Here is a 22,957-nt window from a genome sequence, read left to right on the forward strand (position 1 = left end):
TGCGGCGCGCGAGTTGCCCCGGTGCCGCTGGTCAGTCCGCCGGGGCCTCGCTGTATGCGTTGCCGGTCTCGCTTGGGTGTTCCCACCGATTCGCGGCGTCGCCCTTTCCGGTCGTCGTCGATCCGTGGTTCCGGCAAGACGTCGCGGCTCCGGAGACTGTTCCGCCACGAACCCGTCGCACCGCCCGAGCCACGGCGTCCTTGAGCGAACGGGGCGTGCTCGCTACGCACTCGAATGCGGCGCGTTATCGCTTCGATCGAACGGTACGACAATGTACGAAAGGCTCACCATGCCACCGCTGACGGCTCAGCCGCCCGACCCTCGAATCCGCGATGACGCCGAGGCGATCGTGGCCGCCAAAGCGCACCGGTTCTCCTACAGCGGAGCATCACCCGGAGAGCAGGAGCTGTTCTTCACCCGCTTCCACGGTCACTATGTCGACATCATGACGCTGGCAACGGACCGGCTCCTCGTCTCCGGCGCGCTACGTCTCGAACGGGACGGATTCCCATGGCCGGACGGTGAATGGCCGGACCCGGTACGTGTCGCCGATGGCTCCATCGTCGACGTGGTGTACGAGGTCCTGACCTGGCCCGTCGGGACCGCGTGAACACGCGTGAGCAGCCGGCCGCCGCCAACGGCGCGGTTTCGCGTCGAGGACGGCGTCGAACACGAAAGTCTGTCCGACCTCAGCGGGCGCGCCAGCCGAGTTTCAGTACTGCCTGGGTGAGTTCGTGGTAGGCGGGTCGGATGTCGTCGGCGTAGCGGGACGCCTGTTCGCCGCGTGCGGTCGTCACCGGCTCCGGGTCGGCGCCCACGTCGAGCCACGACAGGCGCGCCACGTTGTCGCGCGCCATCGACCACCACCGGCGCGCGCGGTCGGCTATCGCCTCCTCGGCTTCGGCCGCGACCGTCACGTTCTCCTCGGCGGCCTGGATCTCGGCGTACAGCTGCTGTTCCCGCGCCTGCTCCCACGCGCGCAGTTGCTCGGCCGCCGTGCGCGCCAGTCCGATGGTCTCCTTGTACCGCGCCGCCGCCGACGTCCCGCCGCCGGCCGCCGCTGCACCGCCGGGCGCCGCTGCGCCGCCGGGCGTCGCCGACGTCCCGCCGCGAACGGCACCGGCGTCCCCCGCCGCACCTGCCGCCGTGCCGTGTTCGTCAGTCATCGGTGTCCTCCTCGCGCCGGAACGGGACGACGATCTCCGGGGCCGACAGCGTCGTCCGGTCGAAGAACAGTGCGCGGTCCGGCCGGGGCGACCAGTGCACGACCTGCCCCGCCGCGAGGGTCGACAGTTCGTTGCCCTGCACGTCCAGCGCCGCCCACGCACCGATGTCGTCGGTGCCGCCGAAGCCGAGCGTGTCCTTGAGCCGTGCCACGCTGCGCCACCAGCCGAGTACGTGCACGCCGCGCGCCGGTCCGTGTTTGAGCACCGCCCGCAGGTGGTCGAGACCGCTGGACTTGCCGGGCTCCTTCGCCTCCAATGTCGGTAGCGCCGCGTCGACGCCGTAGGCCACCAGGATGCGCCGTGCCGTCGACTCCTGCCCGGCCCACGTCGCCGCGAGGTCGGTGAGCGTGTCCGTGGTGACGACCTCGGCCTTGTGTCCGCAGGCCGACAACTCCTCGGACAGCGCCGTCACCGCGGGCGTGCACTGCTCGACCAGGCACGCCAGCGCGAATTCGACGTCGCCCGGCCCGCACTGCCGCGCCACGGAACGCACCGCGGAATCCAGGACGGACACCGCGTCCCGTTGCCCCGTGCCGAGTACGGCGAGATTCCGTCCCGGTGCGGCCGACAGTTCGACGGCGTGTGCCGTGTCGGCGACGTCGATGGACTGCCCGACGATCGCCTGTGGACGGTCCGAATGCGACAGTGCAATGTAGGCCGACGACTCGGTGAGCACGGGGGCGTGGGCGCCGTCGAACAGCCGCGGCACGCTCGTCGATCCGTAGCGTTGCCACAGCTGCCGTTGAAGTGCGGGGAAAACGCCGCCGGAACTCGCGTCGGGGACGTGGGCGAGGCTGTTGCCGTGCCCGATTCCGGACTCATGGTTGACGACGGCGTGCCAGCGCGGTGCGGCCACCGCCGCCTGGTTGGCCTCCGCGAGAACCCGGCGGGCCTTCGGCATCGCGATCCGCAGCGTGCACTGCTCGAACACGGCGGGTTTGCCCCAGAACGCCTCGATGCCCGCGATGTCCTGACTCGCCAGGATCAGGTGGATGCCCTGCGAGCGCCCCCGGCGTGCGACGTCCTCGAGCAGCGACGTCGCCAGTGCCGTCACCGAATCGCGCTCGCCGAACAGGTACTGGAACTCGTCGACGACGGCCACGATGCGGGGCCAGTGCCCGCCGGGATCCTGCTGCCGCAGCTCCGAGAGGGTCGTGACCTCGTGCTGCTTGGCGGCGGCCGAACGGCGGCGCAGCTCGTCGGTGAGGAACCGCAGCAGCGCCAGGCCGAACTCGCGGTCGGTGTTGACGTTCACGCCGACCAGCCGCGCGTGCGGCAGCCAGCTCTCCTCCTTGCGGCCGGGCGCGAGCCCCGCGAACGACACGCCCTCCTTGAAGTCGAGCAGGTACAGCGACAGCTCGTCCGGCGAGTACCGCGCGCACAACGAGCCCAGCAGGGCGTACAGGAAGTTCGTCTTGCCGGAGCCGCTCGGCCCGCCGATCAGCGCGTGCGGCGTGGCGTCACCGATGACGACGTCGACGGGCTCGCCCTCGTGGAATCCCACCGGCGCGCGGAGCTCGACGGCCGAGGACTCGGTGCCGAACTCCGTGGGCAGCAGGTCCTCGAACGTGCGCGGGCCGCCTTGCTTGGCGACGAGCGCCTCGGCGAGCCTGCCTGCGGCGGCCGTCGCCTGGCTCGCGGGCAGCGGCGGGTCGAGGCGGACGGTCAGGTCGGGTCCCGTCATGCTGGTCACGGCGGTGCGCTCGGCCGTCACGTGGATGCTCTCGACCGCGCCGTCGAGCATGGTCGGCACGTCCACGAGGATCAGCGACATGCCTGCTTCGAGCGCGCCGCTGGCGACGCGTTTGATGTCGCGGATCTGCTCCGGTTGCAGGTCCTCGCCGTTGCCGTAGAGCACGCCGATCCGCCACGGTTCGAGACGTTTGCCCGTCGCGGCGCGCATCGCCCGCAACGACGGATGCCCCGCCTGCATCGTGTAGCCGTGGATGCGCCGGACGTGCCCTGCGAAGTCGTCGAGCAGGTCGGCCAGGCGTGTCGGGTCGTGCACCGTGACGGCGCTGGTGCGGGTGAGCGCGTAGAAGTTCGGCAGCACCCCCGTGAGTTGGCCGATGTCCCACAGGTGGACCTTCACCGCGCCGGGTTCGAACGTCGAGAGCACGCGCATCAGCAGCGATTCGACGAGCGCGTCCACGGTGACCCGAGTGGTGGGCGCCGACGTGATCGCCAGGTGGGAGGCGTCGAGCAGCGGCACCGCGACGTCGAACGTCTGGCCGCCGCCGATGTCCACTGTGGAGTCGCCGATCCGCCACAGTTCCGGCGACGACAGGCCGGGGTCGGTGCCGACGCGGCCGAGCCACTCCCCGGGCGGCGCTCCCGCGGGGCCGGGCGCGGACGTGGCGACGAGTTCGCGGAGTCTCCGGGGACCGTCCGCCCAATCGGCGTAGAACCGGTCACGCACGGTCGCGAGTCGTTCGACTACGCCTGCCATCGCGGGGGTGGTCATCCGCGCGGCGAGTTCCGGGTCGGAGGCGGCACGTTCCAGCCCGGTGCGCACGACCTCCTGTTCGAGTCTGCGCTGTGCGAGGTCGTGCTCGGTGGTCGTGCGCGCGTTGCGGGCGGCCCCGAGCGCGAGGCCGATCTGGTGGCGGAGTTGGTCGAGAGCGGTCACGACCCGAGCGCGCTGCTCGCCCTTCTTCCTGCCCATGCGGCTGCTACAACCTTGCTTCGTACTGGTTCAGGGCCGATTCGACGTTGCCGAGCTGGGCGATGTGCTCGTCCAGCTGGTCGAACGCGCGCGCCAACGGCGGAGGGAGCCACGGCTCACCCGACGTGGCCGTGCCGGTGCCGCTCTGGGCGCTGAGCAGCGCACGCCGGTAGTCCTCGAGCAGTTCCCTGGCGTGGGCGGCCTGCGCGGCGGTGTCGGTGAGCCCCGATCGGACGACGCCCAGCGAGGCGCGCAGCTCGTGTAGTGACATCGTGAACGCGGATCCGCTGCCGTTCAGAGGCGGGCCGCGTAGCCCTCGGTCGACGAGATGCACGCCTGGATGGTGCTCTGCGTGCCCGTGATGCCCTGAATCGCCTCCGCCATGAGTCCGTGCGCCTGGCTGACGTCCTCCTGCGTGCTGCCCTCGGTCGCCATCGCGAGGGTCTGCTGCGCTTCCTCGAGGGTCTGGGCGGCCTGTTGAAGTGCGGCGATGCTGGCGGAAGCTTTCTCGTTCGCGGCGGCGATCCCCGCGCGGATCTCTTCCACTCCGGCCATGGGGCGGACTCCTAGGACATGTTCGGTACGTGTCGCTTCCCAACTTAGCGTGACGGCGCCTCGGCAGGAGTGTGGAGGTGCCTCGAATTCGCTGACGCTACGTGTTCGCCGCCCGGCCGTGAAACTCCTTCACGTATCGACCCGGGGTTGCGGTGTCGCGGCGGGGCTTGTCCGCCCCATTGACGTCATGGCGGAATCACTTAGCATAGTTATCCTCGATTGAGGGGAGAGCTCGTGGGTGAGTTCGACGTCGTGCCGGGCACCGGGACCGCGAGTGCCTACGACGGCTTCGTCGGCTTCGTCGGCGACAAGCGGTACCACCCCGGAGCGACGTCCACTCTCGGGCCGCTCGACGAAGGTCCGTACTACGCCGTGGAGCTTCGTATCAGCACCCTCGGAACCAACGGCGGTCCACAGACCGATGTGGACGGATATGTGTTCACTGTGGATGGAGGCTCGATCCCAGGGCTCTTCGCCGCGGGAAGCGCCATGGCCGGGCCCGCCGGAATGGTGTACGGCGGGGCGGGCGGCGCGCTCGGTCCCGCGCTCGTGTTCGGATACCGCGCCGGGGGCGCGGCGGCTTCGGGAGGCAGACGATGACGGAGGCACTCGAGCAGCGCATCCAGCGAATCGAGGACAGGACGGCGATCCAGGACCTCGCCGTGCTCTACGGCTACATCATGGACGAACGCGACGAGGACGGGATACGGAAGATCTTCTGCGAGGACGGGACGTTGCGGTCGGCCGACGGGGTGTTCGCCGCGAACGGCATCGACGAGATCGTGACGACGTACCTCGGCAGATTCAAGGCCCTCGGCCCGACCAACCACTTCACGCACGGTCACGTCGTGCGGTTCGACGACAACGACCCGGACGTCGCCCACGGCCAGCTCGCGTCGCATGCCGAGGTGGTCCGCGATGGCAAGGCCATGGTGGTCGCGCTGCGTTACCAGGACGTGTACCGGCGCACGTCGACCGGCTGGCGGTTCGCCGACCGGCTCATGTCGTACATGTACTACACCGAGGTCACCGAGTACGCCGACGTCCTCGGCCGCGATCTGCGCGTGCGCGCCTACGGCGACGAACGCCCCGGCGACTGGCCCGAACTGCTCACCAAGGGCCACCCACCGGAGTGGCTGACGTCCTACCTCCCCTGACTGCCGTGTTGCGCCTTCGGGGGATCGTGTTGCGTTTTCCGGGGGTCGTGTTGGGCCTTCGGGGGCGTGCATCGGTGGGGACGTCCGTGGCGCGCCCTCGTCGCCCGGCCACCAGGCCTCGCGGGAGGCGCCGCGTCCCTGGCCCCTGGCCGTCCCTGTTCCCGCGGACGTGCGGCCGGGCAGAGGGCTCTGATCACGACCTGCGACGACGTGTCGCCGGTGGCGGTCGGGGTATCCGTACCCGTGACGTGCAGGTGAGGGCGCGGACTCCGGAGGTCGGGCCGTGGGACGAGGGCGATTCGACGAGCTGCCCGCCACTGCGCGCAGACGGCTCGTGGCCGGCGCGGTACTGCGGACCGTGCTCAGTGCCGGGCTCGTGATCACCGGGTACTACCTCGTCCCGCTGGACCGCCCGTTCGACGCCGGACCGTGGCTGCGGTTCGGCGTCGCGCTGGTGGCCTTCGGGGCGGCCGTCGGCTGGCAGCTCAGGGCCGTCGCGATGTCCGACACGCCGCGGTTGAAGGCCGCGCAGCTGGTCGCCGTCGGGTTGCCGCTGCTGCTCGTGCTCTTCGCGTCGGCCTACGCCGGACTCGACCGGGCTCAGCCGGGAAGCTTCAGTGAGGACCTCGGCCGTACCGATGCGCTGTACTTCACCGTCACCGTGTTCGCGACGGTCGGCTTCGGCGACATCGTGCCGCGCACCGAGGCTGCGCGGATCCTGACCATGATCCAGATGGCGGTGGGGATCGTCGTGGTGGGCTTCGCCGCGCGGGCCGTCGTCGGCGCGGTGCGGACCGCCCTGTGCCGCGCCGACCCGGGACCGCCTGCCTAGCGCGCCGACGTGGACGTGCGGCCGAGTGCGACGGCCAGACGTTCGATCGATGTGGGCTCGGTGTCGGGGACGTCGGTGACCGCGAACGGAACGTGCGCCGTGGACGTTCCGAGCGCGGTGCCGAGGCCACGATGTGCGGTGCCGACCAGGTGCGCCATCAGCGTGCGGACGTCGAGTTCTGTGCAGGGCGTCGCGCCGGTGAGCTGGTCGGTGTCGGTGCCGGACATGAGCGACGACCCAGGCCCTGGCGCCGGCGTAGTCCCGCAGCCGCTGCCGAAACTCGTCGGCGGAGGTCGACGCACCCGCTGACGATCCGGCCCCCGGAACCGCAACGCGCGCCCCTGAATCCGCAACACGGACCCCTGGATCCGCAACACGGGCTCCGGAATCCGCAACACGGGTGTGTGCGGATGTTTGGTCGTCGTTCGGCAACGGGAATACCCCCTGGGGGTATGGTTGTCGGACCCTTCGGAGAGGAAACGTATACCCGTACGGACTGGAGGTCGGCGTGTCCGACAGATCTGTGTCAGAGGACCCGGCGCTCACGGGCCCGGCGCCTGAGCAGCGTACGTACGAAAAGTCCGAACCGGCAGGGCGCCCGCACGGCGACCGCGATGACCACGGCGATCATGGCCACAACGGGGACCACGGAGACCACAGCGACCGCCGCGTCCGCGGCGACGGCTCCCACAGCTCCCACGGTGACCACGGCGGCCACGGCGGCCACGGCGACCACGGCCCGCACGGCGGCCACGGTGGCCACGGCGAGAGGGGGCAGGCGACGTGGGCGATGGCGGTGTCGGCGACGCTGCACTGCCTGCTCGGCTGCTCGATAGGCGAGGTCAGCGGCATGATCATCGGTACGGCGCTGGGCTGGCACACGGTCGGCACGGTGGTGCTGTCCGTGGCGCTCGCGTTCCTGTTCGGCTACGCCCTGAGCATGCGCGGTGTCGTCCGTGCGGGTGTCGGTTTCGGGACCGCGCTGCGGGTGGCGCTCGCCGCGGACACCGTGTCGATCGCGGTCATGGAGATCACCGACAACGCCGTCATGGTCCTGGTGCCGGGCGCGATGGACGCCGGCCTGGCGACGGTCCTGTTCTGGGTGACGCTGGCCGTCGCGCTGGGGATCGCGTTCGTGGTGACGGTGCCGGTCAACCGGTGGCTCATCGGCAAGGGACGCGGGCACGCCGTCGCACACGCGTATCACCACTGACCGCGGTTTGTGGACCCGTCTCGGGCGCGGCTAGCGTCGCAGCTATGGACACGTATTCCCTCGGTCGGTTTCCCGTGCACCGCATCGGGTTCGGTGCGATGCAGCTCCCCGGCCCCGGAGTGATGGGGCCGCCGCGTGATCACGACGAGGCCGTCGCGGTGCTGCGCCGCGCCGTCGAGCTGGGTGTCGACCACATCGACACCGCGCAGTTCTACGGACCGGACGTCGCGAACGAACTGATCCACGAGGCGCTGCACCCGTATCCCGACGGCCTCGCCCTGGTCTCGAAGGTCGGTGCGGTCCGCGACGAGCAGGGCGGGTTCGTGCCCGCCCAGCGGCCGGGACAGTTGCGCGCGGCCGTCGAGGAGAACCTGCGCACGCTCGGCGTGGACCGGCTCGCTGCGGTGAACCTGCGCCGGATGGACGAGCACGAACTGCCCGCCGACCAGCGGATCCCACTCGAGGATCAGCTCGCGGAGCTGGTCGGGCTGCGCGCCGAGGGCAAGATCGCGGGCATCGGCATCTCGACGGCGACGCACGCCCAGGTGCGGCAGGCGATCGAGCAGGCGGGCATCGTGTGTGTGCAGAACGCGTTCAGCCTGGTGGACCGCTCCGACGCCGACGTGCTGGACCTGTGCCACGACGAAGGCATCGCCTACGTGCCGTACTTCCCGCTCGGCTCGGCGTTCCCCGACATGCCGAAGGTCACCGACAACGCCACGGTCCGGTCGGTGGCCGAACGGGTCGGTGCGTCGCCCGCGCAGGTGGGGCTGGCCTGGCTGCTCGCTCGCCGGGACAACGTGCTGCTGATCCCCGGTACGTCCCGGGTGGCGCATCTCGAGGAGAACATGCGGATCGCCGACGTCTCCCTGAGCGCGACCGACATCGAGGAGCTCGAGGGCGGGGCCTGAGCGAGGATGCCCGGTTGCGTCCTGTTCGGGGAGGAGGTTCGAACCTGCTGCGGTGACCCTCGGCCGCGCGGCGGGTTTGCCGACTCGGCGAAGCGGGTAGGGCCAGCAGAGCCACCGAGAAAGGAGACATCGTGGTAAGAACGGCGCATTATCGCGCAGCGGACACGGACCATGCGTCCGCGATCACGGTGCGGGACGATCGTGGTGTCCCGGTGGCCGAACTCGAACTGTCACAGGGCGGCGACAACCAGAACGACATCGACGGCGAACTGCTTGCAGCCGGTTTCAGCCGCAGCGCCGACTGGGCCAAGGTCGACGACGGATGGGTCGCCCCCGTCGTGCCGGCGGAGTAGGGGTGCGTCCCCGTCACCGTGAGCCCGACGGTCTCCCCGTCAGCCAGCACCGATCGTGATGTCGTCCCGGCCGGGTCGTCGCCGGAAGGCGTTCCCGGCTCGGCCAGAACGGAAAGGGGCAATCGATGAGCACGGACCGTGAATCGTTGAAGGCGGCGCTGTCCTCGGTCGACTTTCCTACCAGCAAAGAGACGTTGGTGTCCCATGTGGAGGCCGACAGCGGCCAGGCGGACGTGGCCCGGGCGCTGCGTGCGATGCCGCCTGCCGAATACGACAACATCGGTGAGGTCATCCAGTCGGTGTCACTGGAGGAAAGCCGGTCCGACTCGGACAAGGCGCAGCAGGCCCGCCACAACAACCAGTCGTCGCTGGCCGAACACGAAACCGAGGTGCCGTCGAACCCGATCGTCGAGGAACTCGGCGAGAACCGGGGAAGCTGACCACATCGACCGTTCCACGTCCCGCGAGGTGCACACCATGACGTCCGACAACGTCCTGCCTCTTCCCGACTACGACGAGTTGCCGATCGCGAAGCTGCAGCACCAGATTCGCGCACTGTCGCCCGACGACATCGAGACCCTGATCGAACACGAACAGCAGCACGGCAACCGCACGCCCGTGCTGGAACTGTTGCGGACCCGGCAACAGCAACTCGCCGAGGGCGCCGAGCCGTCCGGTGGCGACCAATGGGACGGGACCGGAAAGCCGGCGGACACCCCGCACGGCTCACCCGTCTCGCGTGACAGTGCGGCCGGTCCGGGCGCTCCGCTCCGGCACGGTGTCGCGGGTCAGACTCCCGACCGCGACCGGCCGTGACGCCCGGGTCACAACGTCCCGCTGCTCACGGACAACGAGGCCCATCAGCTGTGCCGCGCGACCGTGCGGGCCCTGGGCACCTCCGTTTCCAGCGGGCAGGCCAAGCAGCTCGCCCAATGGCTGCCGGACGTCCTGGAGGCCGAACTCGGTGAGAAGAGCGGACACGCCGAGCGGTTCGACAAGACGAACTTCCTGAACAAGATCGGCGGCGAGACCCACACGGTCGACATGGAGAGCATGGAGCGCCAAGCCTCCGCCGTGCTGTCCGTGCTGCGTTCGTGGGCGCCGACCGACCAGGTCGACGACACGATCGCTCAGCTCCCACGCGAGTTGTCGGTCTTGTTCGAGTGACGGCCTCGCGTGAGCAGTGGCTGTCGGCCGCGGCTCGCGCGCACGCCTGTCACCACTGAGAACCGACTGAAACGCCGGGTGGGTCGCATTCGACCCACCCGGCGTTTCAGCGTCGTGTGCGCTGCTCAGCGGCAGCCCATCAGTCCTCTGGGTCGTAGCCCAGGTTCGCCGACAGCCAGCGCTCGGCCTCGGCCATCGACCAGCCCTTGCGCTGCGCGTAGTCCTCGACCTGGTCACGGCCGAGCCTGCCGACCACGAAGTACCGCGACTCCGGGTGGCTGAAGTAGAAGCCGGACACCGCCGCGCCCGGCCACATGGCCATCGACTCGGTGAGCTCGATGCCGGTGGTGTTCTCGACGTCGAGCAGCTTCCACAGCGTCTGCTTCTCGGTGTGCTCCGGGCACGCCGGGTAGCCCGGCGCGGGCCGGATGCCGTCGTACTTCTCCTTGATCAGGCCGACGTTGTCGAGTTCCTCGTCGGGCGCGTAGCCCCAGAACTCCTTGCGCACGCGCTCGTGCATCCGCTCGGCGAAGGCCTCGGCGAGCCGGTCGGCCAGCGACTCGAGCAGGATCGCGTTGTAGTCGTCGAGGTTCTCCTTGAACTCGGCGATCTTCTTCTGCGTGCCCAGGCCCGCGGTCACGGCGAAGCCGCCGACCCAGTCCTGCAGCCCCGTCTCCTTCGGCGCGACGAAGTCGCCGATGGAACGGTTCGGGACGCCTTCTCGGTGCTCACCCTGCTGGCGCAGGTTGAACAGCGTCGTCAGCGTCTCGCTGCGCTGCTCGTCGGTGTAGAGCTCGATGTCGTCGCCGACCGCGTTGGCGGGGAAGAAGCCGATGACGCCGTTGGCGGTCAGCCACTTCTCCTCGGTCAGCTTGTCGAGCATGGCCTGCGCGTCGTCGTACAGCTTGCGCGCGGTCTCGCTGGTCGACGGGTTGTTGAGGATGTCGGGGAACGAGCCCTTCATCTCCCACGCGTTGAAGAACGGCTGCCAGTCGATGTAGTCCCGCAGCTCGGCGAGGTCGTAGTCCTCCAGCACGTGGATGCCCGGCTTGGCGGGCGTCGGCGGCGTGTACGACGACCAGTCGATCGGGGTGCGGTTCTCCCGCGCCTGCTCGAGGGTGACCAGCGGCCGGTCCTGCTTGTTGGCGTGCCGCGCACGCAGCGCGTCGTAGTCGGCCTGCACCTCGGCCATCAGCGTCTCCCGCTGCTCGTCGTGCAGCAGCGAGGCCACGACCGGCACCGAACGGGACGCGTCCTTGACCCACACCACGGGGCCGTCGTACTTGCGGTCGACCTTGACGGCCGTGTGGGCGCGCGAGGTCGTGGCACCGCCGAGCAGCAGCGGCACGTCGAACTCCTGGCGCTGCATCTCGGACGCGAAGTTGACCATCTCGTCCAGGGACGGGGTGATCAGGCCGGACAGGCCGATCACGTCGGCGTTGTGCTCCTTGGCGGCGTCCAGGATCTGCTGGGCCGGCACCATCACGCCGAGGTCGATGACCTCGAAGTTGTTGCACTGCAGCACCACGCCGACGATGTTCTTGCCGATGTCGTGGACGTCGCCCTTCACGGTCGCCAGCACGACGGTGCCGTTGGTGTCCTTCTCGCCGGTGGTGCCCGCTTCGGCCTTCTCCTGCTCGATGAACGGGATCAGGTAGGCCACGGCCTTCTTCATCACGCGGGCGCTCTTGACCACCTGCGGCAGGAACATCTTGCCCGCGCCGAACAGGTCGCCGACGACGTTCATGCCGTCCATCAGCGGGCCCTCGATGACCTCGATCGGCTTGCCCTTGCGGTTGGCGATGTCGGTGCGCAGCTCCTCGGTGTCGGCCTCGATGTGGGCGTCGATGCCCTTGACGAGCGCGTGCGTGATCCGCTCGCCGACCGGCAGCTCGCGCCACTCGTCGGCGGTCTCGTCGGTGGAGGTGCCGCTGCCCTTGTACCGCTCGGCGAGCTCGAGCAGCCGCTCGGTCGCGGCCTGCGAGTCGTCGGTGCGGTTGAGGATGACGTCCTCGATGGCGTCACGCAGGTCGGGGGCCACCTCGTCGTAGACGGCGAGCGCGCCCGCGTTGACGATTCCCATGTCCAGACCGGCGTCGATCGCGTGGTACAGGAAGACCGCGTGGATCGCCTCACGCACGGTGTTGTTGCCGCGGAACGAGAACGACACGTTGGAGATACCGCCGGAGATCTTCGCCTCCGGCAGGTTCTCCTTGATCCACCGGGCACCCTGGATGAAGTCCATGCCGTACGTGGCGTGTTCCTCGATGCCCGTCGCGACCGCGAACACGTTCGGGTCGAAGACGATGTCCTCGCGGGGGAACTCGACCCGGTCGACGAGGATGTCGTAGGCGCGTTTGCAGATCTCCTTGCGGCGCTCGAGGTTGTCGGCCTGACCGTCCTCGTCGAAGGCCATCACGACGACGGCCGCGCCGTACTTCTTGCAGAGCTCGGCCTGCTGGATGAACTCGTCCTCGCCCGACTTCAGGGAGATCGAGTTGACGATCGGCTTGCCCTGGATGTTCTTCAGGCCGGCCTCGATGACCTCCCACTTGGAGGAGTCGACCATGATCGGCACCCGGCTGATGTCCGGTTCGGAGGCGATCAGCTTGAGGAAGCGATCCATCGCCTCGACGCCGTCGATCATGCCCTCGTCCATGTTGACGTCGATGACCTGCGCGCCGTTCTCGACCTGCTGCACGGCCACCGACAGGGCGGTGTCGTAGTCGCTGTCCTTGATCAGCTTGCGGAACTTCGCGGAGCCGGTGATGTTGGTCCGCTCGCCGATGTTCACGAACAGCGACGAGTTGTCGACGTTGAACGGCTCGAGGCCGGACAGGCGCATCGCGGGCTCGGGCTCGGCGGGCACGCGCGGGGACAGCCCCTCGGAGGCCTTCGCGATGGCGCCGATGTGCTCCGGGGTGGTGCCGCAGCAGCCACCGAGCACGTTGACCAGGCCGGCCTCGGCGAACTCGCGGACCACGGGCGCCATCTGCTCGGGCGACTCGTCGTACTCACCGAACGCGTTGGGCAGGCCCGCGTTCGGGTAGCAGTGCACGAAGCAGTCGGCGATGCGGCTGAGCTCGGCCGCGTACTGGCGCATCTCGGCGGCACCGAGCGCACAGTTCAGGCCGACGAGCAGCGGGTTGATGTGCCGGATCGAGTTCCAGAACGCCTCGGTGGTCTGACCCGACAGCGTGCGGCCCGAGGCGTCGGTGATGGTGCCGGACACCATGACCGGCCAGCGGCGGCCCCGCTCCTCGAAGAGGGTCTCCAGCGCGAAGATGCACGCCTTCGCGTTGAGGGTGTCGAAGATCGTCTCGATCAGCAGCAGGTCGGCGCCGCCGTCCACGAGGCCGTTGGCCTGCTGCAGGTACGCGGTGACGAGCTCGTCGTAGGAGACGTTCCGGGCGCCGGGGTCGTTGACGTCCGGGGAGATCGACGCGGTGCGGTTCGTCGGGCCCATCGCACCCGCCACGAACCGGGGCTTGTCGGCGGTCGAGAACTCGTCGGCTGCCTTGCGGGCGACCTGGGCGCCCTCGTAGTTCAGCTCGTAGACCAACTCCTCCATCTCGAAGTCGGCCTGCGCGATGGTGGTCGCGCTGAAGGTGTTGGTCTCGACGATGTCCGCGCCCGCCTCGAGGAACCGGCGCGTGATGCCGCCGATCAGTTCCGGCTGGGTGAGCACCAACAGGTCGCTGTTGCCCTTGACGTCGCAGCCCCAGTCGGCGAAACGCTCGCCGCGGTACTCGGACTCGCCGGGCGACTCCTGCTGGATCATCGTGCCCATCGCACCGTCAATGATCATGATCCGCTCACGCAGGAGCGCGGTGAGCTGGTCGGTGCGGTCTGGCTGAATGTTGCTCATGCCCTGCCTTCCTGGTCGGAAGGCGTCCTTGGAGGTTCTCACCGAGCGTGGCGGACCGCCCCCTGCCACTGGCAGCCCGTTGCAACGCCTCTCGGCACACCCCAGCCTAAGGTGTTCCCGGGCTGTGGTCGCGAGCGTTTTGCGAGGAAGCTCACCGCTCGGTTGACCGTCGCCGCCCGGCGCGCCTCTGAAACGCCCGATCGACTCTGAAACATTCGGCCGACCTGGGGACGAAAAGCGACAACGCCGGGCAGCCCGTGCTGGGCCACCCGGCGTTGTCGACCGGCGGAGGATACGGGATTCGAACCCGTGAGGGCTGTTAACCCAACACGATTTCCAATCGTGCGCCTTAGGCCGCTCGGCCAATCCTCCGCGGAAAAGGGTACAGGACCGCGCGTCACCGGCTCGTACGGGGTCTCGCCTGCGACGACGGTGCGTGATCGTGGCGCGGGCCGTGACGTGCCCCGCGTGCCCCCAAGGGCACCTTGGTTGCACTCAACGCCACTGTTCTTCCCTTGATCTTGCTGCCCGCGGGAAGTCATCCACGCCATGCGCGAGGGGAAGTTTCAGGGCTCCCACCCGCCGGCCCGGCCGCCTCCCCTCATCGGCACGCTGACGCGTGGCTGTGCTGCACGCCACCAAGGTGCCCTTGGGGGCGTGCAACCCCGCGAGGTCGTCACTCAGCGTGGGGGCGTCGACGTCAGGTTGGCGAACGCCTCCACCTGATTCCGGCGGCCCGCCACGACGAGCAGGTCGTGGCGCTCGACGACGCTCTCCTGCGTGGCGTACGTGAACTTCTCACCGGGCCGCTTGATGCCGACGACCGTCACTCCGTACCGCTTGCGGATCGACGTCTGCCCCAGCGGCACGCCCAGCACCTCGTCGGGGGCCGTCGTCTTCACGAGCGCGTAGTCGTCCTCGAACTCGATGTAGTCGAGCATCCGCCCCGTCACGAGGTGGGCCACGCGTTCACCCATGTCGTGTTCGGGAAGGACGACGTGGTGGGCGCCGACGCGTTCGAGGATCCGCCGGTGCCGCTTGCTCGTCGCCTTCGCCCAGATGTGCGGAATGCCGAAGTCGGCGATCACCGACGTCGTCAGGATGCTCGCCTCCATGTCGTTGCCGATGCTCACGACAGCACGTTGGAAGTCGGGCACCCCGAGCTGCACCAGCGCATCGGGATCGGTCGTGTCCGCGACGGCCGCGTGCGTCAGTTCGTCGGCGAAGTGCTGCACGAGCTTCGGATCACGGTCCAGCCCCAGCACCTCGAACCCGCTCGCGATCAGCTCCAGCGCCAGCGAACCGCCGAACCGGCCGAGCCCGATGACCACGACGCGGTTGACGTCGTGGGACGTCCGCGGCGCGTTCCTGCTCGCCCACCTAGCCAACGATCGGCCTCTCTTCCGGAAGTTCGTACCGACGGGAACGGTCCCGCAACGCCAGCGCCGATGCCAGCGTGATGGGACCCACGCGTCCCAGGAACATGAGCAGTGACAGCACGAGGTGCCCGGCCGTGCCCACGTCGGCGGTGATACCGGTGGACAGTCCGACGGTCGCGAACGCCGAGATCACCTCGAACAGCACCTGCTCGAGGCGGAACGGTGTCAGCGCCAACAGCGCCAACGTGCTCAGCATGACCGCCGCGACGCTCAGCAGCACCACGGTCAGCGCCTGCCGCTGCACCAGCGCAGGGATCTTGCGGCCGAAGGCGTGCGCCGACGGCTCACCCTTGATCTCCGAGTAGATGACGAACGCCAGCAGCGCGAACGTCGTCACCTTGATGCCGCCCGCCGTGCCCGCGCTACCGCCGCCGATGAACATGAGGATGTCGCCCACCAGCAGCGTCCCCGATTCCATCTCGCCGACGTCGACGCTGTTGAACCCGGCCGTCCGCGGCATCGCGCCGTGGAACGCACCCGCCAGCAGCTTTCCCGCGAGGCCGAAGCCGCCGAGGGTCTCCGGGTTGTTCCACTCGGCGATCGTGATGACGACGACGCCGATGCCCAGCAGCACGCTCGTCGTCAGCAGCGTCAACTTGGCGTGCATCGACCAGCGGCGCACCTCGTCGCCGCGCCGGCGTGGCCGCCGGTGCCGCCACAGCTCCAGCCACACGGGGAATCCCAGCCCGCCCGCCAGCATCGCGAACATGACCGGCAGGCAGATCCACGCGTCGGTCGCGAACCCCATGAGGCTGTCGCTGTAGAGGGCGAAGCCCGCGTTGTTGAACGCCGAGATCGCGTGGAACACGCCGTGGTAGGCCGCCTGCCCGGCCTCGTAGCCGTAGCCGGTGGCGAACCGCACCGCGAGCACCGTCGCGATGACCAGTTCGAGCAGCAGCGACACCGTGATGACGCCGCGCACCACGCGCCGGACGTCGCCGAGGTCGAGCGCCTTCGTCTCCGCCTGCGCCGTCAGCCGCATCCGCAGCCCGAACCGCCGGGACACGAGCAGCCCCAGCAGCGACGCCGTCGTCATGATGCCGATGCCGCCGAGCTGGATCAGCCCGAGAATGACGACCTCACCGAACGTGGACCAGTGCTCGGGCGTGTCCACGACGATCAGCCCGGTGACGCAGAGTGCCGACACCGAGGTGAACAGTGCCTCGACGAAACCGGTCGTCTCGCCGGGCTGGGCCGAGACGGGCAGTGCGAGCAGCACCGCCCCGCACACGACGACGAACGCGAACCCCGCGACGACGACGCGCGCGGGTTGGCGCCAACTCGGCAGCAGCCGGGTCAGTACGCGGCCTGCCACCTCACGCGGGGTGTTCGGGACGGCCGTCGGCGGCCCACTCGGTGTGGAACGCGCCGTCGGCGTCGACACGCCGGTAGGTGTGGGCGCCGAAGAAGTCGCGCTGCCCCTGGACGAGCGCGGCGGGTAGCCGGTCGGCGCGCAGCGCGTCGTAGTAGGCCAGCGCGGTCGAGAAGCCCGGCGTCGGAATGCCGAGGCGCACCGCGGTCTGGACCACCGACCGCCACGAGTCCTGCGCGTCCTCGACGGCCTTGCGGAAGCCGCCGCTGGTCAGCAGCGTCGGCAGGTCCGGTTCGGCGGCGTAGGCGGCACGGATGTCGTCGAGGAAGCGCGCCCGGATGATGCAGCCGCCGCGCCAGATCGAGGCGACCTTCCCGAGGTCGATGTCCCAGCCGTACTCGGCCGCGCCCGCGAGGATCTGGTTGAAACCCTGCGCGTAGGCCACCACTTTGGACGCGTACAGCGCCTGCTCGACGTCGTCGGCGAACCGTTCCGCCTCGGAGCCCGACAGCACGGCGCGGGTCGGACCGTCCAGGCCCCGGGCGGCCGCACGCAGGTCGGCGTGCCCGGACAGCGACCTGGCGAAGGTCGCCTCCGCGATACCGGTGATCGGTTCGCCCAGGTCGAGTCCGATCTGGACCGTCCAGCGGCCCGTGCCCTTCTGCTCGGCCTCGTCGGCCACGACGTCGACGAACGGCTTGCCCGTCGCGGCGTCGGTGTGCCCGAGCACCTCGGCGGTGATCTCGATCAGATACGACTCGAGCCGCCCGGTGTTCCAGGTGCGGAAGACGTCCGCGATCTGCGCCGGTTCGTAGCCGAGCGCTCCGCGGAGCAGGTCGAACGACTCGGCGATGAGCTGCATGTCCGAGTACTCGATGCCGTTGTGGACCATCTTGACGAAGTGGCCCGCGCCGTCCTCGCCGACGTGGGTGCAGCAGGGCTCACCGTCCACGTGCGCCGAGATGCTCTCGAGGAGCGGACCGAGCGACTCGTACGACTCCGCGGAACCGCCCGGCATGATGCTCGGCCCGTGCAGCGCGCCCTCCTCGCCGCCGGACACGCCGGTGCCGACGAAGTGCAGACCACGCTCACGCAGCGCGGCCTCGCGACGGCGGGTGTCGGCGAAGTGCGCGTTCCCCGCGTCCACGATGACGTCACCCTCGTCGAGCAGCGGTGCGAACTCCTCGATCACGGCGTCCGTCGGCCCGCCGGCCTTGACCATGACGACCAGTTTCCGCGGGCGCTCCAGCGCCTCGACGAACTCGCGCGCCGAGTAGGTCGGCACGAAGTCGCCCTCGTCACCGAACTGGTCGATCAGCTCCTTGGTCCGGGTTTCGGACCGGTTGTGCAGGGCGACGGTGTGTCCGCGCCGGGCGAGGTTGCGGGCCAGGTTCCGCCCCATCACGGCGAGTCCGGTCACGCCGATATCGGCCTTCTTCGTCATGGGGCCAACCCTACGCCGACCTCCTGCTTTGGGGCAGAGGCAAGAAAAGGTAACGTTCACCCCGCCATGGCCAGTACCGTGACCTCTCGCCGCAAGCAACTCGGCAACGAGTTGCGGCATGCGCGTACCAACTCGGGGATGACCCAGCAGCAGGTGGCGGCGATCCTCGGCTGCACGCAGGGCAAGGTCAACAAGATCGAATCCGGTGCCGTCGGCGCGAAGCTCGGCGATGTCCGGACCATGATCGATGCCTACGGCGTCTCCGGCGAGGAGGCCGACACGCTGCTGAACCTGGCGCGTGCGGCGGCAGGGCAGCGCGGCCACTGGTCCGGCTATCGCTCGGTGGTGCCGCACTGGTTCCGCACCTTCACCGACCTCGAACCAGCAGCCGCCGAGATCATGACGTGGCACGGCGAGCGTATCCCCGGGCCGCTGCAGTCCGAGCACTACATGCTCAAGCAGTTCACGGAGGCCGGATCCGGCGACATCACCTCGCTCGTGCGGGCGCGGCTCGACCGCAAGGCCGTCTTCGACCAGGAGCAGCCGCCGTACTACCGGTTCATCCTGTCCGAATCGGCGTTGTGGAGGGCGCCGGGCGGGCGTTCACCCGGCGTGATGCTCGACCAGATGGAACATCTGCTGGAGCTGGACAAGCGCGGTCGCGTCTACATCCACGTGCTGCCGTTCGACGCGAAGCTCGCGGCTGTACCCAATGACTTCACGATCATGCGCTTCCCGGACCGCACCCGTGACTTCGTCTACGTGGAGCACTCCGCGGGCGGCATCTACCTCGACGACATGAAGGACTTCCAGATCTTCGTCGACTCGTGGGACCGGCTGCGAGGTGCCGCGCTGGAACGGGGCGAGACGCGGGAGTTCGTCCAGGGGATGGCCGCGCACTACCGCTCCCAGCTGATCACCTGAGTCGTCGGCGTGCGGCGCCGTGGCGTTGGCCGCGGGATGACTTGCGACTGTGAGCGTCGGCGGTGGGGATGGCGACGGCAGTGGCCTGCTCGCGCTCACCGGCCCGTCACGAGGGCGTCGACGACGAGGGCGGGAGCGTCGGCGGTGGGATGAGTGCCGACCGTCGGCAGGCCGGCAGGGGGAGTCAGAGGCGCGAGACGTAGCGCGACGTGAGCCTGCGGTCGTCGGCGGCGCCGTCCTGCGGTCGCGGGCGACGGGTGACGAGTCCGGGCCCGAACCTCCGGGGCTTGCGCGGTGACGGCAGCGCGGGCGCGGGGTGGTCGGTGACATCGGACAGGTCCGGCTCCGTGACTGGCGTGTTCGTCCGGGTCATCTCCAGTCGTACGGCCATGTGTACTCCACCCCCAAGAGAGCGCGCGCCGGGTGCGCGTGCGTGCGGACTTGTGGTTCGCCTCTCAGCGGGCGGGCCGGGGTCGACCTGCCGCCGAGCGTTAGGAATAATCCTAGGAGGGGATTAATCACGGTGTCGACCGGCGTACGTGAAGTTCCCACGGATGGGCGCACGCTTCGGTCGGTTTGGCGCCTGAGCACAGGGAGAAACCGGGGAAGCGGCACGAAATCGGACCAGTCCGACGAGGTTGTCCGGTGTCGCGACCGGTACGGAGGTAGAGATGGCCGACCGCACAGTGGAGACGGATTATTACGACCCGGCAACCGTTGTCAGCCGGTTCGACCCGATCGGATGGCAAAAGTCGTTCGCGAGTGAGCCGAACGGCGGAAACTGCGTGGAGGTCAACTTGGGTGACACCGGCGGCGAGGGCCACGTCGGCGTCCGGGACACCAAGCTCGACGACAGTCCCGTCTTCATGTTCACCCGGGGTGAATGGCAGGCGTTCGTGACCGCCGTCAAGGCAGGTCAATTCGATCTGCCCGCCTGAAACCCGCCTCGCGGCGGCCGGCCCGGCGGTCTTGACGGCCCCCGTTCCGGCGAATCGCCGCCAGGCCGTAGACTTGGCAGCGGACCCCCGCGGCGTCCACCCTGTGAACCTCCCCAGGGCCGGAAGGCAGCAAGGATAAGCAGGCTCTGACGGGTGCGGGGGTCCCCTTTTTTATGTGCCCCCATGCGGCGGTCCCGGCCCCGTGTTGCAGGTTCAGGGGACCGTGTTGCAGGTTCCAGGGTTCGTGTTGCGGGTCCAGGGGACCGTGTTGCGGGTTCGGGAGCCCGTGTTGTGGTCTCCGCTGCGCGTGTTGTGCCTTCAGTGCCGCGTGTCCCGCTTTGGCGCCCCAGTGACCGTCGCCCGCGCGCGGAACACGGTGCCCGAGGCAGAACACGTGCCAGAGTGCAGGGCACACGCGCCCGAGTGCAGGACGCGCGGCGGGGTGGGCAGGGCGAAGTCCTCGTCGGGGTGTCGGCGTGGGCCGGTACGCTCGCTGCCGTGGCTCTCGCGCTGTACCGCAAGTACCGGCCGTCGACCTTTGCCGAGGTCGTGGGGCAGGAACACGTCACCGAGCCGCTCCGCACCGCGCTGGCGGCCGGGCGTATCAACCACGCCTACCTGTTCTCCGGACCCCGTGGCTGCGGCAAGACGTCGAGCGCCCGCATCATGGCGCGCTCGCTCAACTGCGAGAGCGGGCCCACGTCCGATCCGTGCGGCGAGTGCGGCCCGTGTAAAGCGCTTGCGCCGGAGGGGCCCGGCAGTGTCGACGTCACCGAGCTCGACGCCGCCAGTCACGGCGGTGTCGACGACGCCCGCGAACTGCGTGACCGCGCCTTCTACGCACCCGCCGAGTCGCGCTACCGCGTGTTCATCATCGACGAGGCCCACATGGTCACCACGCAGGGCTTCAATGCCCTGCTGAAGATCGTCGAGGAACCGCCGGAACACCTGATCTTCATCTTCGCGACCACCGAGCCGGACAAGGTCCTCACGACCATCCGCTCGCGCACGCACCACTACCCGTTCCGGCTCATCCCGCCGACGGCCATGCGCGACCTGCTCGAACGCAACGTCGCGGCCGAGGGCATCAACGTCGAGCCGGCCGTGTACCCGCTGGTCGTGCGTGCCGGGGGCGGATCGGCGCGCGACACCCAGTCGGTGCTCGACCAGCTCCTCGCAGGCGCGGGTCCCGAGGGCATCACCTACGGCAGGGCCGTCGCACTGCTCGGCGTCACGGACGCCGCGCTGATCGACTCCATGGTCGACGCGCTCGCCGCCGAGGACCACAAAGAGGTCTACGCAACCATCGACCGCCTGGCCGAGGCCGGTCACGACCCGCGGCGGTTCGCCAGTGACCTGCTCGACCGGTTCCGCGACCTCATCCTGCTGCGCTCCGTTCCGGACGCCGCATCCAACGGCATGGTCGCCGCGCCGGAGGAGGAGCTCAACCGCATGTCGGCGCAGGCCGAACGGGTCGCGCCGGGCACGCTCACCCGTTACGCCGAACTGCTGCACAACGGCCTGCGCGAGATGCGCGGTGCGACGGCGCCGCGTCTGCTGCTGGAGCTGCTCGCCGCGCGCATGCTGCTGCCCGAGGTCGCCGACGACGAAGGCGCCACGTTGCAGCGGCTCGAACGGCTCGAACGCCGCATGACGGCGGGTGGCGGGCCCGCTCCGGCGGGTGCGGCTCCGGCGAGTGCCGCGGCTCCGGCAGGCACGGCTCCGGCCGCCGAGGCGAAGCCCGAGAGGACGTTCGAACGGCCGTCCCAACGCGCGCAGCAGCCGGAACCGGCCCCGGCGCAGACGCCGTCCCCCGAGCAGTCGCCGTCCCCGGAACCGGCGAAGCCGGCACCCACGCAGGCACAGGCCACGCCGACGCCCGCGCAGCCCGAGGAGCAGGCCGCGCCACAGCAGGCCGCTCCTGCGCAGCCGGAATCCGCACCCCCGGCACCCGCTGCGCAACCGGCACCCGCTGCGCAACCGGCACCGGCGGCCCAGGGCACGGCGGCCCAGGACGCGGGGTCCCAGGATGCGGCGTCCGGGCAGCCGGGGCAGCTCGACGCGGCGGCGTTGCGCCAGTACTGGCCGCAGCTGCTGTCGACCGTGCGCAAGGCGAGCCGAAGTACCGAGGCGATGCTGACGAACGCGACGGTGCACAGCGTCGATGCGGGCGGCGTGACGCTCACGCACACGGCCGAGCCGTTGGCGCGGCGACTGTCGGAACCCCGCAACGCGGACTGCATCGCGGCGGCACTCGGCGAACTGCTGGGTGGCCAGTGGCAGGTGCGGTGCCTGCACGCGGGAGCGGCGGGCGTCCCGCCGGCGCAGTCGGCCGCACCGGCCCAGAGCGCGTCGGCGCAGGGCATGTCGGGCCAGGGCACGTCGGGCCAGGGAGCCTCCGCGAGGCAGTCGGCCCAGCCCACCGCCGGTTCGCGGGCCGAATCCGGCCCGTCCGCGTCGGCCCCGTCCCGGTCCGGCACGTCCGCACCGGCCCAGCCCGCAGGCGGTCCCGCCCAGGGCGGTGACGCCGAGTCGGGACAGGCCACGGCCGAGGCGGCACAGTCCGCACCCGGACAGTCCGCACCCGGGCGGGCCGAATCCGGGCGGTCCGCATCCCAGGACCGGCAGTCCCAGGACGACGTGTCCTCGGACGAGTCCGGTCCGAAAGTGACGACGACCGAGCCCGACATCCCGCTGCCCCCGGAACCGGACGACGACGAGTACGGCGTCCCGGAACCGCCCGGGCCGGACCCGCAGCGGTCGGAGCCGTCCCGGCCGGTGCCGTCGTCGACGTCGTCAGGGCCGGGCGACGGTGCTGCGCAGGCCGGCTCCCCGGCCGCGGCCTCCGCCGATCCGGAAGACGTGGCCCAGCGCCTCCTGTCCGATCACCTCGGCGCCCGCCCCATCGACTGACCAGACCCGACGTCCCGTACCGGCCCCGAGGCGTCGGCAC

General features: G+C 69.8%; 24 protein-coding genes, 1 tRNA gene and 1 other RNA gene. 14 read left to right on the plus strand and 12 right to left on the minus strand.

Annotation, left to right across the window (positions count from 1 at the left end; genetic code table 11):
• Window positions 1-271: 271 nt before the first annotated feature.
• Complete coding sequence (locus tag LY13_RS02245) at window positions 272-610, plus strand: hypothetical protein (protein ID WP_253826452.1); 339 nt, start codon at window positions 272-274, stop codon at window positions 608-610.
• Window positions 611-689: 79 nt separating this feature from the next.
• Here LY13_RS02245 and LY13_RS02250 read toward each other — a convergent pair whose 3' ends face one another.
• Genes LY13_RS02250 through LY13_RS02265 form a run of 4 tightly spaced genes read right to left on the minus strand, consistent with a single transcriptional unit; the run spans window position 690 to window position 4,446 of the window.
• Window positions 690-1,166: a hypothetical protein gene (locus tag LY13_RS02250; RefSeq protein ID WP_308216250.1), complete on the minus strand. Its 477-nt coding sequence runs from the start codon at window positions 1,164-1,166 to the stop codon at window positions 690-692.
• Window positions 1,159-3,891, minus strand: a complete 2,733-nt coding sequence (locus LY13_RS02255; protein WP_253826453.1) for an FtsK/SpoIIIE domain-containing protein — start codon at window positions 3,889-3,891, stop codon at window positions 1,159-1,161. The genes LY13_RS02250 and LY13_RS02255 overlap by 8 nt, the downstream gene beginning before the upstream one ends.
• A gap of 7 nt (window positions 3,892-3,898) precedes the next feature.
• On the minus strand, window positions 3,899-4,162 hold the full coding sequence (locus LY13_RS02260) for a hypothetical protein (protein WP_253826454.1): 264 nt from the start codon (window positions 4,160-4,162) through the stop codon (window positions 3,899-3,901).
• 23 nt (window positions 4,163-4,185) lie between these two features.
• Window positions 4,186-4,446 carry a hypothetical protein gene (locus LY13_RS02265; RefSeq protein WP_183648638.1) on the minus strand — a complete coding sequence of 87 codons (261 nt, stop codon included), beginning with the start codon at window positions 4,444-4,446 and terminating at the stop codon, window positions 4,186-4,188.
• Window positions 4,447-4,680: 234 nt separating this feature from the next.
• Here LY13_RS02265 and LY13_RS02270 point away from each other — a divergent pair, with 234 nt between their 5' ends.
• The 3 genes from LY13_RS02270 (at window position 4,681) to LY13_RS02280 (ending at window position 6,435) form a co-directional block, all read left to right on the plus strand.
• Complete coding sequence (locus tag LY13_RS02270; RefSeq protein WP_253826455.1) at window positions 4,681-5,046, plus strand: FAD-binding protein; 366 nt, start codon at window positions 4,681-4,683, stop codon at window positions 5,044-5,046.
• Window positions 5,043-5,603: a nuclear transport factor 2 family protein gene (locus tag LY13_RS02275; protein WP_253826456.1), complete on the plus strand. Its 561-nt coding sequence runs from the start codon at window positions 5,043-5,045 to the stop codon at window positions 5,601-5,603. Before LY13_RS02270 ends, LY13_RS02275 begins: the two co-directional genes overlap by 4 nt.
• Before the next feature lie 283 nt (window positions 5,604-5,886).
• Window positions 5,887-6,435, plus strand: coding sequence for a potassium channel family protein (locus LY13_RS02280; protein WP_253826457.1), 549 nt, complete (start codon window positions 5,887-5,889; stop codon window positions 6,433-6,435).
• Here the strand turns inward: LY13_RS02280 and LY13_RS02285 are convergent.
• Complete coding sequence (locus LY13_RS02285) at window positions 6,432-6,662, minus strand: DinB family protein (RefSeq protein ID WP_253826458.1); 231 nt, start codon at window positions 6,660-6,662, stop codon at window positions 6,432-6,434. The genes LY13_RS02280 and LY13_RS02285 overlap by 4 nt on opposite strands.
• 299 nt (window positions 6,663-6,961) lie before the next feature.
• Window positions 6,962-7,198 (minus strand): hypothetical protein, encoded by a 237-nt coding sequence (locus tag LY13_RS02290; RefSeq protein ID WP_253826459.1) that lies wholly within the window; start codon window positions 7,196-7,198, stop codon window positions 6,962-6,964.
• Window positions 7,199-7,225: 27 nt separating this feature from the next.
• Here LY13_RS02290 and LY13_RS02295 point away from each other — a divergent pair, with 27 nt between their 5' ends.
• The 6 genes from LY13_RS02295 to LY13_RS02320 all read left to right on the plus strand — a co-directional run bounded on the left by LY13_RS02295 (window position 7,226) and on the right by LY13_RS02320 (window position 10,079).
• Window positions 7,226-7,648: a DUF4396 domain-containing protein gene (locus LY13_RS02295; RefSeq protein ID WP_253826460.1), complete on the plus strand. Its 423-nt coding sequence runs from the start codon at window positions 7,226-7,228 to the stop codon at window positions 7,646-7,648.
• A 44-nt stretch (window positions 7,649-7,692) separates the two neighbouring features.
• Window positions 7,693-8,559 (plus strand): oxidoreductase, encoded by an 867-nt coding sequence (locus tag LY13_RS02300; protein WP_253826461.1) that lies wholly within the window; start codon window positions 7,693-7,695, stop codon window positions 8,557-8,559.
• A 131-nt stretch (window positions 8,560-8,690) separates the two neighbouring features.
• Window positions 8,691-8,912 carry a hypothetical protein gene (locus LY13_RS02305; RefSeq protein ID WP_253826462.1) on the plus strand — a complete coding sequence of 74 codons (222 nt, stop codon included), beginning with the start codon at window positions 8,691-8,693 and terminating at the stop codon, window positions 8,910-8,912.
• Window positions 8,913-9,037: 125 nt separating this feature from the next.
• The gene (locus tag LY13_RS02310; RefSeq protein WP_253826463.1) at window positions 9,038-9,352 is read left to right on the plus strand and encodes a DUF2795 domain-containing protein; all 315 of its coding nucleotides are present in this window, start codon (window positions 9,038-9,040) and stop codon (window positions 9,350-9,352) included.
• 37 nt (window positions 9,353-9,389) lie between these two features.
• Window positions 9,390-9,728, plus strand: coding sequence for a DUF8129 domain-containing protein (locus LY13_RS02315; protein ID WP_253826464.1), 339 nt, complete (start codon window positions 9,390-9,392; stop codon window positions 9,726-9,728).
• A 21-nt stretch (window positions 9,729-9,749) separates the two neighbouring features.
• Window positions 9,750-10,079 (plus strand): DUF2267 domain-containing protein, encoded by a 330-nt coding sequence (locus tag LY13_RS02320; RefSeq protein WP_301298363.1) that lies wholly within the window; start codon window positions 9,750-9,752, stop codon window positions 10,077-10,079.
• Window positions 10,080-10,218: 139 nt separating this feature from the next.
• Here the strand turns inward: LY13_RS02320 and metH are convergent, their stop codons facing one another.
• The 5 genes from metH to gnd all read right to left on the minus strand — a co-directional run bounded on the left by metH (window position 10,219) and on the right by gnd (window position 18,142).
• Window positions 10,219-13,947, minus strand: coding sequence for a methionine synthase (gene metH, locus LY13_RS02325; RefSeq protein WP_253826466.1), 3,729 nt, complete (start codon window positions 13,945-13,947; stop codon window positions 10,219-10,221).
• Window positions 13,948-14,233: 286 nt separating this feature from the next.
• Window positions 14,234-14,319, minus strand: a tRNA-Ser gene (locus LY13_RS02330).
• Between the two features lie 308 nt (window positions 14,320-14,627).
• Window positions 14,628-15,335 (minus strand): potassium channel family protein, encoded by a 708-nt coding sequence (locus tag LY13_RS02335; RefSeq protein ID WP_253826467.1) that lies wholly within the window; start codon window positions 15,333-15,335, stop codon window positions 14,628-14,630.
• Window positions 15,328-16,686: a TrkH family potassium uptake protein gene (locus LY13_RS02340; protein ID WP_301298364.1), complete on the minus strand. Its 1,359-nt coding sequence runs from the start codon at window positions 16,684-16,686 to the stop codon at window positions 15,328-15,330. The genes LY13_RS02335 and LY13_RS02340 overlap by 8 nt, the downstream gene beginning before the upstream one ends.
• 16 nt (window positions 16,687-16,702) lie before the next feature.
• Window positions 16,703-18,142, minus strand: a complete 1,440-nt coding sequence (gnd, locus tag LY13_RS02345; protein WP_253826468.1) for an NADP-dependent phosphogluconate dehydrogenase — start codon at window positions 18,140-18,142, stop codon at window positions 16,703-16,705.
• Between the two features lie 66 nt (window positions 18,143-18,208).
• Between gnd and LY13_RS02350 the strand changes: the two genes are divergently transcribed.
• Window positions 18,209-19,066 carry a helix-turn-helix domain-containing protein gene (locus LY13_RS02350; protein WP_253826469.1) on the plus strand — a complete coding sequence of 286 codons (858 nt, stop codon included), beginning with the start codon at window positions 18,209-18,211 and terminating at the stop codon, window positions 19,064-19,066.
• A gap of 184 nt (window positions 19,067-19,250) precedes the next feature.
• Here the strand turns inward: LY13_RS02350 and LY13_RS02355 are convergent, their stop codons facing one another.
• Complete coding sequence (locus LY13_RS02355) at window positions 19,251-19,457, minus strand: hypothetical protein (protein WP_253826470.1); 207 nt, start codon at window positions 19,455-19,457, stop codon at window positions 19,251-19,253.
• Window positions 19,458-19,737: 280 nt separating this feature from the next.
• Here LY13_RS02355 and LY13_RS02360 point away from each other — a divergent pair, with 280 nt between their 5' ends.
• From LY13_RS02360 to LY13_RS02370, 3 genes are all read left to right on the plus strand, one after another.
• Complete coding sequence (locus tag LY13_RS02360) at window positions 19,738-20,004, plus strand: DUF397 domain-containing protein (protein ID WP_253826471.1); 267 nt, start codon at window positions 19,738-19,740, stop codon at window positions 20,002-20,004.
• A gap of 76 nt (window positions 20,005-20,080) precedes the next feature.
• Window positions 20,081-20,177: signal recognition particle sRNA small type (gene ffs, locus LY13_RS02365), an RNA gene on the plus strand.
• A gap of 325 nt (window positions 20,178-20,502) precedes the next feature.
• On the plus strand, window positions 20,503-22,917 hold the full coding sequence (locus tag LY13_RS02370) for a DNA polymerase III subunit gamma and tau (protein ID WP_308216251.1): 2,415 nt from the start codon (window positions 20,503-20,505) through the stop codon (window positions 22,915-22,917).
• Window positions 22,918-22,957: the final 40 nt, after the last annotated feature.

The organism is Prauserella aidingensis (assembly GCF_024171865.1).
Lineage (GTDB): Bacteria > Actinomycetota > Actinomycetes > Mycobacteriales > Pseudonocardiaceae > Prauserella > Prauserella aidingensis.